The following is a 13,803-nucleotide window of genomic DNA, read 5'->3' on the forward strand; positions in this document are numbered from 1 at the left end:
CGGGCCGACTGGGTGCCGGCACGAGCCGGCGGGGCACCGGCGACGGGCCGGCGGTTGTCGCAGCCTCAGCTGCGAGTCCGGGGGACTTGGGCGAGCAGTTCGGTCAGCTCTCTGGTCCGATGGTTCTCCAGCTCGCGGACGAGATCGGCGATGCGGTCACGCAGCCCCGCCTCGGCGAAGGGCGAGACCACGGCATCGAACTTCCGGCGGGCACCCGCCCAGTCGAGGGGATCCGTGGTGAATCCCTCATAGCCGTTGGTGCTGGCGTGGAACCTCATGCCGTCGGTGAGAGTGACGACGAGATCGGCGCACATCTCCTCGGGGAACCGATCGCTGAACTCCTGCGACGGGCTGATCGTGACCTTGCGCATGAGATCCTGAACATCGTCGGCGGTGATCCGACTCGGCGTGTACTGGCCCGGGTTGAGCTCCCCGTCGAGGAGGACGACTGCGAGCATCCACGGCAGCGAATGATCGGCCTCTTCCTTCGTGCGCACGTTGCGTTTGTCGCCTTCCTCGCCGCCGCCGATGATGCGATGAGCGACGTCGAAGGTCGTCAGCTCCACGCTGGCGATGGCGTCGGTGCGGAAGCCGTCGTGGCGCCGGATGTCCTGCGCGGCGTCAAGGGCAGACTGGGAGTGGATCTCCGCATTGTGCTTCTTGATGATCGTGCCCGCGACCTTCTCGAGGTCCTCCTTCGACCAGTCAAGTTCGAAGTCCCCGGCCAAGGCCTTGAAGCCCTTGTTGCCTTCGAAGACCTCGGCCGGACCGGTGATGCCGCGTGCGGCCAGCAGAGCGTCGAACACCCCCTCCTTCGCCACGTGCGGATACGCCAATCCCTTCCAATGGCTCAGATCTCCCGTGCGAGTGACCCGCAGCGCGACGTTCGCGGTGCCGGCCATGGCTGCGGCGTTCGCGATCTGGTCGGTGCCGAGTCCCAGGGCCTTCGCCGAGGCGGCGGCAGCGGCGAACGCGCCCTGCGTCGTATGGTCGAAGCCGAGATCCCTGACCGGGGCGACGTCGGACAGGCGAGCGTGGACCTGGTAGGCCACGGCGAAGGCGGTGAGGAAGTCCGCTCCCGAGGCATCGGCGACTTCTGCCGAGGCCAGGACCGCTCCCATGTTGTCCGAGGGATGGTTGGTCTCGCCCTTGGCGAGATAGGCGTCCATGAAGTCGAGATACCGGCTGAGCGCGGAGTTGAAGAACGCGGCATGGTCGGGGCTGGCCTGACCACCGCCGATGAGGGTGGCTCCGTGTCCGGAGCCGAGACTTTCGACGAGTGCGCGAATCTCCTTGAGCGGCTGCGCGTCGAGAGCGCCGATGGCGACTGCGATCGTGTCGAGCACGCGGATCTTGAGTTGTTCGAGGGCGGTGTCGCTGAGCATGTCCAGCGAAGCGTCTGCGACGAACTGTGCGAGTGACTGCACTTCTGTGAGTGCCTGATTCCGATTCATCATGACCTCTCTACCTTAGGTTAGGTATACCTAAATTATGCTCTCGAAGTATCTTGATGTCAAGATACTTTTGCAGTGATGTGAGTCACGGGCGATGAGCGCAGCTGCATTTTCGGTCGACTCGGTTGACTCACTCGTGATTGTTGAGCAAAATGGGCCACTGTTGTGTTCGCCCGCGATTCTGCCGTGCAGAGAAAGCAGCCTAATGATCATCACCGGACTCATCGTCGGCCTTGTCCTCGGATTCGTCTTCCAGCGTGGCCGATTCTGTGTGACGGGTGCCTTCCGCGATCTCACGCTGACCGGGAACACGCGCTGGTTCTCCGCCCTGATCGTGCTCATCGCCGTCCACTCCATCGGACTCTTCCTGCTCAACAGCTTCGGCGTCATCGCCCTCGAGGCGGAACCGTTCCCGTGGCTGGCCTCGATTGTCGGAGGGCTGATCTTCGGGTTCTCCATGGTCTTTGCCGGAGGCTGCGCGACCGGAACCTACTACCGTGCCGGGGAGGGTCTCGTCGGCAGCTGGTTCGCCCTCATCTTCTACGCCCTCTTCTCCGCCGTCATGAAACTCGGCCCGGCCGCCGGCTTCACCGACGGCATCCGCGCCATCACCTTGGACAACGGCAGCCTGCAGGCGAGCACGGGCCTCAGCCCCTGGGTCTTCGTCGTCATCGTCTCGGCCATCGCGATCTGGCTGACCGTCTACCCCGCCCGCAAACTCAAGACCCCCATGGCCAGCCTGCCGCCGCGCAAGACGGGACTGGCGCACCTGCTCACCGAGAAGCGCTGGAACCCGTTCGCCACCGCCGTGGTCATCGGCGTCATCGCCACGATCGCCTGGCCGCTGTCGGCGGCGACGGGACGCAATTCCGGACTGGGCATCACCACCCCTTCGGCGCATCTCGTCGGCTTCCTCACCACGGGAGACACCGGCCTCATCGACTGGGGCGTCATGCTCGTCATCGGGATCCTCGTCGGGTCGTTCATCGCGGCCAAGGCCTCCGGGGAGTTCCGCCTCCGCATGCCCGATCAGGCCACGATCCTCAAATCGATCGTCGGCGGCATCGGCATGGGCGTCGGCGCGGCCATCGCCGGCGGCTGCACCGTCGGCAACTCCATGGTCTCGACCGCACAGTTCGAGTATCAGGGCTGGGTGTCGATGGTCTTCATGATCGCCGGCGCCGGAATCGCCGCCAAAGCCACCATCAAACCGAAGAAGTCGCAGGCCAGTGTGCCCGCGGCGGAAAGCAGGAGCGTATGAAGCAGGTACTCGAAACCGACGGTCAGGTCTGCCCCTTCCCGCTCGTCGAAGCCAAAGAGGCCATGACAGGCCTCAACGACGGCGACGAACTCGTCATCAACTTCGACTGCACCCAGGCCACCGAGGCGATCCCGCAGTGGGCGGCGGAGAACGGCTACCCCGTCACCCACTTCGACCGGGTCACCGACGCCAGCTGGACCATCACCGTCCAGAAGGCCTGAACCCCGGACGGGTTGAATCCAGGCACGCCCTGACTACAGCTCCACGATCGTCTCCGCGCCATCGGCGACGGTCAGTCGCGTGATCGTGTTCTGCTCGATGAGACTCCAGCCTCGATGTTCTAGTCCCGAGGAGGACACGATCATTGCGTTGTCGGGCAGCCTCTGCCAGCTCATCCGGTAGTAGTGATCGTGATGATCCGGCGGCAGCGGCCCCTGCAGATAGGGCACCTGGGTGCCTGCCGTCGCGTGGGCGACGATCATCTCCTCGACCGTGAGGAAGAGCAGATTGATCCCGGGGTGATCGAAGTCGGCCCGCAGCATCCGCACCGTTGCGACCACGGCCTCGAGCAGCGGTTCGCCCTGACGCAGCCGCCGGAGGACGAGGGCGAAGATGATCGCCGAATCCGTTGTTCCGCCGATCTCGTCGATCTCGCCGAGGCTCACGTATTCGCGCAGCCGCTCGATGGGATGCACCGAACCATTGTGCGCCATCGCGATCCCATCGGCCAGGAACGGGTGCGTGTTCTCCTCGAGGTCGGTCAGCCCCGTCGTCGCCATCCGCAGATGGCAGATCCGACCCTCGCTCGCGTCCCCGTCCAAGGCTCGGGTCAACCGCGGATCATCGGCACCCTCGGTGGGCGTGCGGAACCGTGCGACCGCCTCGGCGCCGATGTTGATCCATGCCGTGCCCCACCCGTCATCGTGGAGGGTGCCCATCGACTGCCACTGCCGGCACTCATCGACACCGACGAGATCCGCGGCCGTGGTCGGGGTGGGAGAGATGAATCCGAGCAGCCTGCACATGAACCCTCCTTCACGGTGTCTCCAGGCTACGCCGACCGGTGGGCAACGTCAGTGCCGATGTCTAGACTCGAGGCATGAAGATCACGGTTCTCGAAGGCGATATCACCGAGGTGGCCGTCGACGCGATCGTCAACGCCGCGAACTCGAGTCTGCTCGGAGGCGGCGGGGTCGACGGAGCCATCCACCGCGCGGCTGGGCCTGCTCTGCTCGAAGCCTGCCGCGAAATCAGGCAGACCACACATATGCGCGGGCTCCCGCCGGGTCAGGCTGTGGCCACGAGCGCCGGTGACCTTCCGGCCCGCTGGGTCATCCACACGGTCGGGCCGAATCGGCACGCCGGTGAGGCCGATCCGGAAATCCTCGAGTCGTGCTTCGAGTCGAGTCTCAACCTCGCCGAGGAACTCGGTGCGACCTCGATCGCGTTCCCGGCCATCGGCGGCGGTGTCTATGGCTGGTCCGCCCGCGACGTCGCCGAGGCGGCTCACAGCGTCATCGTCGACGGGCGGTCCCGCGGCCGCTGGGAATCGATCGCCGAGGTCCAGTTCGTCCTCTTCAGCGACCAGATGACGAGCGTGTTCTGCCAGGTATTCGACCACGATCAGTGGTGAGGACGGAAAGACCGCTCACCCGTCCGCCCGCGAGGAGCGCGAGCGGCTCGATTCGGCCGCTGCTCACGCCGCCGAATGACGCATCCAGTGCACGATCGCCAGCGCCGCCGCGGTGATTGCGCAGCCGGCGGCAAGGAGCAGCGGGATCCCGGAGATGATGGCCTCGACGACGAGTTCGGGACCGGTCTGGAGGATCGGGCCGATGATTTTGACGAAGAGGAATCCGAGGACTCCGATGAGCAGGAAGAGTCCCGCTCGCCTGCCGAGGACCACGTGCAGGGGTTTCGGGTGCTGGTAGATCTGGTTTGTGCTCATGGTCGATCACCTTCGGTATCGTCCACGGTCCAAAGTCTTTGGGCTGTGCCTGCGACGCTACGCTGGAAAACAGTGTGAGTTCTGGGCGATTTAAGAGCGTTCGGTGGGAACGAGGTCGGCGCCTCGCGAACTAGCTGCAGAAGGCGCGAGGAACTTGCAGTCGCAGATCGACCTCGACGAATTCGCCGAGCTGCTCGAGGACTCAACCCGAGCGAATGACGCAGTGAGGGAGATCGTGGGGGAGACAGGGCGGACGCCATGACCATGTCACCTCCCACGTCCTCGCTGCGTTGTCCACGACCGCAATTGTGAGTTTCGCTCGCGGTCCCGAGTGCTCAACGAACCGTGCATGTTCAAAAGATTGAACATCGGCAAACGTTGAACACCCGGTCAGGAGATCACCGCATTGAACCTCACACCGCGGTATAGCCGCCGTCGATGAGATAGTAGGCACCGGTGACGAACGAGGCGTCGTCGGAGAGCAGGAAGCTCACGACCTTCGCGACCTCCTCGGCGGTGCCCAGGCGTCCGAGCGGGTGCTTGGCCTTGAGGCCCTCGAGGGTTTCGGCGTCGAGGCTGTTCTCCAGCAGGGGAGTCGTGATGTAGCCGGGACCGACCGCGTTGATGCGCAGTCCCTCGGCACCGTATTCTGCGGCGGCGTTCTTCGTGATGCCGACGACGCCGTGCTTGGCTGCGGTATAGGCGCCGTTGTTGATCGCCGCGACCGTTCCGTGGACCGAGGCCATATTGACGATCGCCGAGTCCTTCGCTCCGGCCTTGAGCATCGCCGGGATCTGGTGCCGCATGCCGTAGAGCACGCCGTTGAGGTTGATGTCGATGACCTTGTCCCAGGAGTCCAGGTCGGTCTCGCCTGCTGGCGCCTGCTTGCCGCCGATGCCGGCATTATTCACCGCATAGTTGAGTCCGCCGTAGGTGTCGACGGCGAACTGCACGACCTTCTCCGAGTCTTCCTTCGCGCTCGTGTCCTGCTTGATCGCCGAGGCGGTCCCGCCGGTTTCGGTGATCTCATCGGCAACGCGCTGCGCGGCATCGAGATCGATGTCCGTGATGACGACCTTCGCACCCTTGGAAGCGAGATCCTTCGAGATCGCTTCTCCGAGACCCGATCCGCCGCCGGTGACGAGTGCGACCTTGTTCGTGAAATCTGCCATGGTGGTGACCTACTTTCTCGAAAATCTGTGGAGCCATGCTGGTGTGGCCCTCACCAGGAACAACGAAGAACGGACGGAGAGCATTCCGTTGCCTGCGGGACTGATCGGTCACACGAGGCATTGATTGAGCTCCACAGCAGTGGTTCACTGGTTGCATTCCGCAATCAGATGTCGGCGATCGCCGATGCTCGAGGGGGAGCGATGGGAAAAGTGGCATGGGGTTTCACCTGTTCGATCGACGGGTTCATCGCCGGGCACGGGCATGACATGTCCTGGCTCTCGGCATCGGAACCGAACTCCGAGGGCACCACCGAAAGCATGGCTTCGAAGGTCGCCGTCATCATCTCCGGGCGCCGAGGCTACGACGCGGCCAAGGCGCAGGCCGACGAACGCGACGAGATGACATCCGAGGCCTACGGCGGTGCGTGGTCGGGAACGGAGTTCATCCTCACTCACCGTCCCGAGGAATTGGCCGCAGACGCCTCGGTGACGGCGATGAACTGCACCATCACCGAGGCGGTCGAGAGGGCCCAGCAGATCGCCGGGGACCGCGATATCCAGATCATCAGCGCCGACATCGCTCGGCAGGCGCTCGAGATCGACCTCATCGACGAGCTTCAGGTCTACGTCGCTCCGGTCTTCCTCGGCGACGGAACCCGGATCTTCGACGTTCCCGGCGGTCGGCGTGTGGATTGGGAGCTCGTCGAGATCGACGAGTCCAACCGACGCAGCTTCGGACGCGCCTATCGACCCAGGAGAGCGTAGTCTTCGACCATGTGCAGGAACATCAGGACACTCCATAACTTCGAGCCCGCCGCCACCTCCGACGAAGTCCATGCTGCGGCGCTGCAGTATGTGCGCAAGATCGCCGGGACGACAAAGCCTTCCCTGGCCAATGCCAAGGCTTTCGACTCCGCCGTCGCCGAGATCGCCCACTCCACCCAGCACCTCCTCGACGCGCTCGTGACGAACGCGCCGCCGAAGGATCGGGAGGTCGAGGCCGAGAAGCGCCGAGCCAGATTTGAGGCCCGCGGATGATCATCGCCGGCCTCGTCCTCGCGGGCCTCGCCGCCGCCCTGCACGTCTTCATCTTCTACATGGAATCCATCGCCTGGACGAGTGCGCGTGCCCGTGCGACCTTCGGCACCACCGAGGCCGAAGCCGAGGCGACGAAATCCCTCGCCTTCAACCAAGGCTTCTACAACCTCTTCCTCGCGCTTGCCGTGATCATCGGCATCATCGTCGTCGCGGCCGGATCGTCCCCGATCGGCCTCACCCTCGTCTTCGTCGGAGCCGGATCGATGCTCGCTGCGGCGTTCGTGCTCGCCGTGTCGAGCCCCGAACAGCTCGGGGCAGCGCTCAAGCAGGGAACACTGCCCCTCCTCGGCGTGGTCTGCCTGATCGTCGCACTGCTCGTCTGAATCCTGGGGCGAGTGGTCAGCCGAGGTGACGGACCTCAGCCGACGAAGCGATCATCGGCGGCAAGGTCCTGAGTGATCCTCGCCGAGGCGGTCCTCAGTGCCTGCATGATCGCGGGCACCCCCTTGCGGTGCTCGGAGTCGATGACGACGCCGAGCCCGGCGATCGCCACCCCGCCGGCGTCGAAGACCGGAACCGTGATGCCGGTCGTGCCGTCATCGATATGCCCGGAGAGTTCGGCGAAGTGATGGGCGCGGATGGAGGAGAACATCCGCCGCAGAGTCGCTGGATCCGTCGTCGTCTTCTCCGTGATCGCCGCCAGCGGTCCGCGCAGATAGGTCTCACGCACGTGCTTGGGTGCATAGGCCAGCAGGACGAGACCGCACGAGGAAGCGTGCGCCGGCAGGCGGCCGGCCGTCTTCGACCGGTGGATGACAGCGTTCGGGGCCGACATCCGTTCGATGATGAGCACCTCACGCTCACGCAGAATGCCCAACTGGGTGTTCTCGCCGACGAACTCATGGACGGCCATCATGTGCGGTCTGGCCACCGAGGCGAGATCGACGGCGTCGGAGGCGCGGTTCGACAGCTCCCACATCCCTACGCCGATCCGGAGCCGCCCGGTGGGATCGCGCTGCAGCAGGTCATGGCGCATCATGTCGCCCACCAGACGGTAGGCCGTGGACTTCGGCAGCTCGGCGCGGTCGGCGATCTCCTCGGTGCTCAGGCTCTGGTGGTCGGGGTCGAAGGAGGCGAGCACGCGGACGAGGCGATCGATCATCGAGTCGCCGGATCGGGAGTTCGCCATGATCCCGATCCTAGCGGTGACGAGACAATATTCTCAATGAACGGGAACACTGTGGCCGATGGTGGTTCGGGTCACTACTGTGGCGAGATGTGCACCACAGTCCGCTGTCGAGGGTGCCCCAGATCCATCACTTCAAGGAGCATCGCGTCGATGACGACAGTTACGGTCCGCCAGACAGTCCACGAACTCATGGCCTTCCATGGGATGACCACGATGTTCGGCAACCCCGGCTCCAATGAGCTGCCCTTCCTCAAGGACCTGCCCGCCCGCTACATCCTCGGTCTCCACGAGGCCGCGGTGGTGGCGATGGCCGATGGGTACTCACAGATCACGAACCGTCCCACCCTGGTCAACCTCCACGCCGCCTCGGGCACAGGCAACGGCCTCGGGGCGCTGACGAACTCGGTGATCTCGAGGTCGAAGCTCGTCATCACCGCAGGTCAGCAGGTTCGGGACATGATCGGCCCCGAGGTCATGCTCGCCAATGTGCAGGCCCCGAAGCTCGCCGAGCCCCTCGTCCGCCAATCGCTGGAACCCCTGAGCGCTCACGATGTGCCCCGCGCGTTCTCCCAGTCCGTCTTCGCCTCCGAACACGGGCCCGTCTATCTTTCGGTGCCCTACGACGATTGGGACGCCGAGGTGCCGGCCGATCGGATCGGTCAGCTCTCCCGTCATGTCACTTCCGCCCGCTCCGTCGACCCGGCCGTCGTCGCCGAACTCGCGCAGAAGCTGCGAGCGGCGGTCTCGCCGGTGCTCGTCCTCGGCCCCGAGGTCGACGACGAACGCGTCTGGAACACGACGATCGCCCTGTCCGAGGCCTGCGACCTGCCCGTCTGGGCGGCCCCGTCGCTGTCGCGTCTGCCGTTTCCCAACCAGCACCCGAACTTCCGCGGAGTCCTGCCCGCCGGCATCGCCCCGATCGGGCAGATCCTCAGGCCCCACGATCTTGCGCTCGTCATCGGCGCCCCGGTCTTCCGTTACCACCAGTGGCAGCCGGGCCAGTACCTGCCCGAGACCACCGAACTCATCCAGATCGGCGAGGACACCGCGGCCGCCGCCCGCGCGCCTTTCGGCGACGCCCTCATCGCCGACCCCGTCGAGACCCTCCTCGCTCTCGGCAACTCCCTCGATGTCGCCGAGCCCGGCCCGATCGCCGATCCCGTTGCCGCCCCGGCACGCGAGATCGCCGCTCCGGCCACCTCGGCGACCGACGGTGTCCTCCACCCGGAAGAAGTCTTCGCCGGTCTGCGCGAGACGATGCCGCGCGAGACCCGCTACGTCGTCGAGTCCACCTCGACGAACGCGGCGTTCTGGGCGCAGATGAACCTCGAGCTGCCCGGTTCCTACTTCTTCCCGGCCTCCGGTGGACTCGGCTGGGGAATGCCCGCCTCCATGGGTGTGGCCCTGGCCGATCCCCACCGTCCGGTCGTCGCGATCATCGGCGACGGTTCCGCCCATTATTCGATCTCGGCCCTGCGCACCGCCGTCGAGGAGGATATCGGAGTCATCATCGTCCTGCTGCGCAACGGCACCTACGGGGCACTCGACTGGTTCGCCGACATGCTCGGCGTCGACAAGGCCCCGGGACTCGACCTCGGCGAGGTCGACTTCGTCTCCATCGCCGCCGGCTACCAGATGTCGGCCGCACACGCCGGAAACGCCGAAGAGTTCGACCGTGCCCTCAGCGAGGCGATCGACCGTGCCGGACGCGGCCAAGCGAGCTTGATCGAAGTCAGCACCGAGAAGACCCGCCCTGAGAAGAAGTGAGGAAGACGATGAGTGAGAACACGTTCCTGGAAACCGACTGGCACGAAAAGATCTTCACCGGCACCTGGACCGACGGGGCGGGGGAGACCTACGACGTCATCGAACCAGCCACCGGAGGCACCCTCGGCCGCCTCGGCGCCGCCAGCGCCGATGACGTCAACGCCGCCGCTGCCCGTGCCGCCGCCGCGCAGAGGGAATGGGCGCGCACGACACCGGCCGAACGCGCCGCCGTCCTCCGCCGCGCCGGGGCCCTGTGGGCCGAGCACTCCGCGGAGATCTCCGACTGGATCGTCCGGGAGGCCGGCTCCATCCCGGACAAGGCCGCCTTGGAGGTCAGCTCCGCCGAGCAGATCTGCTACGAGTCCTCCGCGCTGCCGAGCCACCCGAAAGGCCAGGTGCTGACGTCGAACGAACCGCGCTGGTCCTTCGCCCGCCGGGTCCCGGCCGGAGTCGTGTCCGTCATCGCCCCCTTCAACTTCCCGCTCATCCTCGGCATCCGCTCGGTCGCGCCGGCGCTGGCCCTCGGCAACGCGGTCCTGCTCAAGCCGGACCCCCGCACCGCCGTGTGCGCGGGTGTGACCATTGCGAAGATCTTCGCCGAGGCGGGCCTGCCCGAGGGACTCCTCCAGGTCCTTCCCGGTGGGCTCGACGCCGGTGAGGCCGTCGTCGCCGCCCCCGAGGTCTCCGTCATCTCCTTCACCGGATCGACCGCGGCCGGACGCAAGGTCGGCGAGGCCGCCGGTCGCCTCCTCAAACGCTGCCACCTCGAGCTCGGCGGCAACAATGCACTCGTCGTCCTGCCCGGTGCCGAGGTCGGTCCGGCCACCTCGGCGGGGGCCTTCGGATCATGGATGCACCAGGGCCAGATCTGCATGACCACCGGCCGCCACCTCGTCCACGAATCGATCTTCGACGAATACGTCGAGGGCCTGGCCGAACGTGCCCGGAATCTGCCGGTCGGCAACCCCGCCACCGAAGACGTCGCGATCGGACCGATCATCGACGAGAAGCAGCGCACCCACGTCCGCGACATCATCGACAAAGCCACCGCCGACGGTGCCCGCCTCGTCGCCGGGGGAGTGGGCGAGGGCGCCTTCGTCCCACCCACGGTGCTCACTGACCTCAGCCCGTCGAACCCGGCGTGGACGACCGAGATCTTCGGCCCCGTCGCCCCCGTGGCCCGGTTCTCCACCCTCGAAGAAGCCGCGGAGATGGTCAACGCCAGCGAATACGGCCTGTCCTTGGGCATCCTCGGTGATGTGGGGTCGGCCATGGAGCTGGCCGATCTCGTCGATACCGGAAAGGTCCACATCAACGAACAGACCGTCTCCGATGAGGCCAACGTCCCCTTCGGCGGGATGAAGGACTCCGGCAACGGTTCGCGCTTCGGTGGTGCCGACGCCAATATCGAGGCCTTCACCGAAACCCAATGGGTGACGATGCGTTCGACCATCGCGCCCTACCCGTTCTGATTCGCCACACCACCTGATTCGGAGACTCCGATGTCCTCATCCGCCCCGTCCGCAACCATGCCTGCCGTCACCCCGGCTGGTCGGTGGCCCGCCGTCCTCTGCTGGCTCGCCGTCGCCCTCGAAGGTTTCGACCTCGTCGTGCTCGGCGCGGTCATCCCCGAGCTCCTCGCCACCCAGGCGCTCGGCTTCACCCCCGAGGCGGCCACCGTCGTGGCCACGCTCAGCCTCGTCGGCGTCGGACTCGGTGCCGTCTCCGTCGGTCCCGTCGTCGACCGGATCGGCCGACGCTGGGCGATCATCGCCTGCGTCATCGGTTTCAGTGTCTTCACCCTCCTCGTCGCCTTCGCCCCGAACGTCGCCCTGTTCACGACGTTCCGGTTCATCGCCGGTCTCTTCCTCGGCGCCGTGATGCCCAGCGCCCTGGCCTACATCAGCGAATACAACAAGTCCGGAAAGACGGGCAAGGCTACGACCCTGACGATGACCGGCTACCACGCCGGCGCCGTTGCGATCTCCCTGCTCGCCGTCGCCTACTCCCACAACTGGCATCTCCTCTTCATCGCCGGCGGTGCCGCGGGCCTGCTCATGGTTCCGCTCCTGTGGTGGAAGCTGCCGGAGTCCGAAGCATTCCTCATCGCGCAGGAGATCAAACGGAACCCGGCGGCCGCCTCGGCGACGGTGGGAGCGGACGTCGACCCCGCCGGCGGGGTCGATGCGAAGGCGAAGACGGGCATGGCCGGACTCTTCGAGGGCAAACTCGCACTCGTGACCATCGGTGTGTGGGCGGCGAGCTTCATGGGCCTCCTGCTCGTCTACGGCCTCAACACCTGGCTGCCGAAGATCATGGCCGACGCCGGCTACGAGGTCTCGGACTCCCTCGTCATGCTCTTCGTCATGAATATCGGAGCCGTCGTCGGGCTCGTCCTGGCCGGATGGCTGGCCGATAAGCACGGGACGAAGAAGATCGTCCTCATGTGGTTCATCCTCGCCGCGATCTTCCTCGCAGCGCTGTCCGTGCCGATGACCAGCCAGATTCTGCTCAACGTCGCCGTCTTCGTCACCGGTGTCTTCGTCTTCTCCGCCCAGGTCCTCGTCTACGCTTTCGTCTCAGCGATCTACCCGGCCCAGGCCCGCGGCACCGCGCTCGGCATGGCCTCGGGAATCGGCCGCCTCGGTGCCATCGTCGGACCGTTCATCACCGGTGCCCTCGTCACCGCCGGCATCGCCTACCCCTGGGGCTTCTACCTCTTCGCCGTCGTCGCGGTGCTCGGGTTCGCGGCCATGGCCATCGTGCCGAAGTCGGTGAAGTGATGTCCGGGGTGTTGGCTACTCTGGGGGTATGACCCGCTGGATCGATGCCGCTTTCGTGCGCGGCGGCACAAGCAAAGGCCTGTTCTTCCGTGAGGACGCTCTGCCGCCGTTGGACCCCGGGGGTGACACCTCGGAGCGGGACGCGATCTTCACTGCCGCCTTGGGAACACCGGACTCGTTCGGCCGGCAGCTCGATGGGATGGGCGGAGGCCTCTCCTCGCTGTCGAAGGTGATGGTCGTGTCCGCCTCGACCCGTGCCGGGGTCGACCTCGACTACACCTTCGGGCAGGTCGCAGTCGCCGAGGCGGTCGTCGACTATTCCGGCAACTGCGGAAACCTCTCCTCCGGGGTCGTGCCCTTCGCCCTGTCGTCCGGGCTGGTCTCTGCCGACGACGGGTGGCATGTCTTTCGCCTCTTCAACACGAACACCGAGAAGTTCGTCGACGTCGGCCTCGACGTCGTCGACGGGCAGGCCGCGGTCGAGGGCGACCTGAAGCTGCCCGGTGTCAGCGGCACGGGCGCGACGATCGAACTCACCTACCCCGACCCCGCGGGCAGTCGGACCGGTGCACTGTTGCCGACCGGAGTCGCACGCGAAGAATTCGAGGTGGGCGGATGTCGGTTCGAGGCTACGCTTGTCGATGCGACCCTGCCGCTCGTGGTCGTGCCGTCCTCGTTGGTGATGCTGCGTGGCACCGAAGCACCCGGGGCTATCGACGCAAACGCGCCGTCATTGCGCCTCATCGACGAGCTGCGGCGCAAAGCCGCCGTGCGCATGGGGCTGTGCGAGACTCCGGAGACGGCGCCGGAGGTCGTGCCGAAGGTCGCGATCGTCAGCAATCCGCAGGCGACGACACTCCTCGACGGCACCGGACTTGCGGCTGCCGACGTCGACGTCCTGGTCCGCGTCATCTCGATGGGACAGGCGCACAAAGCCGTCCCGGGAACCGCGGCGATGTGCCTGGCCGCGGCCGCACTTCTGCCCGAACGTGATTCGTTCGTCCGCGGAATCATCGAACGCAACAATCCCGAATGGACCGGCCCAGAGGTGCGACTGGGCACACCATCGGGAGTAGTGACCGCCTCGGCAGTGTGGGACGACGACGCGCAGACGGTGACGGCGACCTCCCTGTTCCGCACCGCACGGGTGCTCATGGTCGGGAAGGTCGCCGTCAGCGACTGAGGGGTGGC

The 13,803-nt window shown here is 66.0% G+C and carries 15 protein-coding genes; 10 read left to right on the forward strand and 5 right to left on the reverse strand.

Features of this window, described 5'->3' with window-relative positions:
• Nucleotides 1–65: 65 nt before the first annotated feature.
• Nucleotides 66–1,457 (reverse strand): MmgE/PrpD family protein, encoded by a 1,392-nt coding sequence (locus ACPUD7_RS04410; protein WP_425119270.1) that lies wholly within the window; start codon nt 1,455–1,457, stop codon nt 66–68.
• A 202-nt stretch (nt 1,458–1,659) separates the two neighbouring features.
• Here ACPUD7_RS04410 and ACPUD7_RS04415 point away from each other — a divergent pair, with 202 nt between their 5' ends.
• Nucleotides 1,660–2,715, forward strand: a complete 1,056-nt coding sequence (locus tag ACPUD7_RS04415; protein WP_425119271.1) for a YeeE/YedE family protein — start codon at nt 1,660–1,662, stop codon at nt 2,713–2,715.
• Nucleotides 2,712–2,936: a sulfurtransferase TusA family protein gene (locus tag ACPUD7_RS04420; protein WP_135537400.1), complete on the forward strand. Its 225-nt coding sequence runs from the start codon at nt 2,712–2,714 to the stop codon at nt 2,934–2,936. Before ACPUD7_RS04415 ends, ACPUD7_RS04420 begins: the two co-directional genes overlap by 4 nt.
• 33 nt (nt 2,937–2,969) lie before the next feature.
• Here the strand turns inward: ACPUD7_RS04420 and ACPUD7_RS04425 are convergent, their stop codons facing one another.
• Nucleotides 2,970–3,740 carry a class II glutamine amidotransferase gene (locus tag ACPUD7_RS04425; protein ID WP_135537399.1) on the reverse strand — a complete coding sequence of 257 codons (771 nt, stop codon included), beginning with the start codon at nt 3,738–3,740 and terminating at the stop codon, nt 2,970–2,972.
• A 74-nt stretch (nt 3,741–3,814) separates the two neighbouring features.
• Between ACPUD7_RS04425 and ACPUD7_RS04430 the strand changes: the two genes are divergently transcribed.
• The gene (locus ACPUD7_RS04430) at nt 3,815–4,348 is read left to right on the forward strand and encodes an O-acetyl-ADP-ribose deacetylase (RefSeq protein WP_135537398.1); all 534 of its coding nucleotides are present in this window, start codon (nt 3,815–3,817) and stop codon (nt 4,346–4,348) included.
• Between the two features lie 63 nt (nt 4,349–4,411).
• Here ACPUD7_RS04430 and ACPUD7_RS04435 read toward each other — a convergent pair whose 3' ends face one another.
• Both ACPUD7_RS04435 and ACPUD7_RS04440 read right to left on the reverse strand, forming a co-directional pair.
• Complete coding sequence (locus tag ACPUD7_RS04435) at nt 4,412–4,663, reverse strand: hypothetical protein (protein ID WP_135537397.1); 252 nt, start codon at nt 4,661–4,663, stop codon at nt 4,412–4,414.
• Nucleotides 4,664–5,076: 413 nt separating this feature from the next.
• A complete protein-coding gene (locus ACPUD7_RS04440; protein ID WP_135537396.1) occupies nt 5,077–5,835 on the reverse strand; it encodes an SDR family NAD(P)-dependent oxidoreductase in 759 nt (252 codons plus the stop codon).
• Nucleotides 5,836–6,036: 201 nt separating this feature from the next.
• Here ACPUD7_RS04440 and ACPUD7_RS04445 point away from each other — a divergent pair, with 201 nt between their 5' ends.
• From ACPUD7_RS04445 to ACPUD7_RS04455, 3 genes are read left to right on the forward strand one after another with little or no spacing between them, the layout of a single operon-like run.
• The gene (locus ACPUD7_RS04445) at nt 6,037–6,600 is read left to right on the forward strand and encodes a dihydrofolate reductase family protein (RefSeq protein ID WP_135537395.1); all 564 of its coding nucleotides are present in this window, start codon (nt 6,037–6,039) and stop codon (nt 6,598–6,600) included.
• A gap of 9 nt (nt 6,601–6,609) precedes the next feature.
• Nucleotides 6,610–6,873 carry a DUF2277 domain-containing protein gene (locus tag ACPUD7_RS04450; protein ID WP_135537394.1) on the forward strand — a complete coding sequence of 88 codons (264 nt, stop codon included), beginning with the start codon at nt 6,610–6,612 and terminating at the stop codon, nt 6,871–6,873.
• Complete coding sequence (locus tag ACPUD7_RS04455; protein WP_135537393.1) at nt 6,870–7,256, forward strand: DUF1304 domain-containing protein; 387 nt, start codon at nt 6,870–6,872, stop codon at nt 7,254–7,256. Before ACPUD7_RS04450 ends, ACPUD7_RS04455 begins: the two co-directional genes overlap by 4 nt.
• A 35-nt stretch (nt 7,257–7,291) precedes the next feature.
• Here ACPUD7_RS04455 and ACPUD7_RS04460 read toward each other — a convergent pair whose 3' ends face one another.
• Nucleotides 7,292–8,062 (reverse strand): IclR family transcriptional regulator, encoded by a 771-nt coding sequence (locus tag ACPUD7_RS04460; protein WP_425119272.1) that lies wholly within the window; start codon nt 8,060–8,062, stop codon nt 7,292–7,294.
• 150 nt (nt 8,063–8,212) lie between these two features.
• Between ACPUD7_RS04460 and mdlC the strand changes: the two genes are divergently transcribed.
• The 4 genes from mdlC to ACPUD7_RS04480 are packed head-to-tail and all read left to right on the forward strand — an operon-like array spanning nt 8,213 to nt 13,795.
• Nucleotides 8,213–9,829 (forward strand): benzoylformate decarboxylase, encoded by a 1,617-nt coding sequence (gene mdlC / locus ACPUD7_RS04465; protein ID WP_425119273.1) that lies wholly within the window; start codon nt 8,213–8,215, stop codon nt 9,827–9,829.
• An 8-nt stretch (nt 9,830–9,837) separates the two neighbouring features.
• Entirely contained in the window at nt 9,838–11,301 is a 1,464-nt protein-coding gene (locus ACPUD7_RS04470) for a benzaldehyde dehydrogenase (RefSeq protein WP_425119274.1), read from the forward strand.
• Nucleotides 11,302–11,331: 30 nt separating this feature from the next.
• On the forward strand, nt 11,332–12,612 hold the full coding sequence (locus tag ACPUD7_RS04475) for an MFS transporter (protein WP_425119275.1): 1,281 nt from the start codon (nt 11,332–11,334) through the stop codon (nt 12,610–12,612).
• A gap of 28 nt (nt 12,613–12,640) precedes the next feature.
• Nucleotides 12,641–13,795 (forward strand): PrpF domain-containing protein, encoded by a 1,155-nt coding sequence (locus tag ACPUD7_RS04480; RefSeq protein ID WP_425119276.1) that lies wholly within the window; start codon nt 12,641–12,643, stop codon nt 13,793–13,795.
• Nucleotides 13,796–13,803 lie beyond the last annotated feature (8 nt).

It is taken from the genome of Brevibacterium sp. FAM 24630, assembly GCF_049804075.1.
Classification (GTDB): Bacteria; Actinomycetota; Actinomycetes; order Actinomycetales; family Brevibacteriaceae; genus Brevibacterium.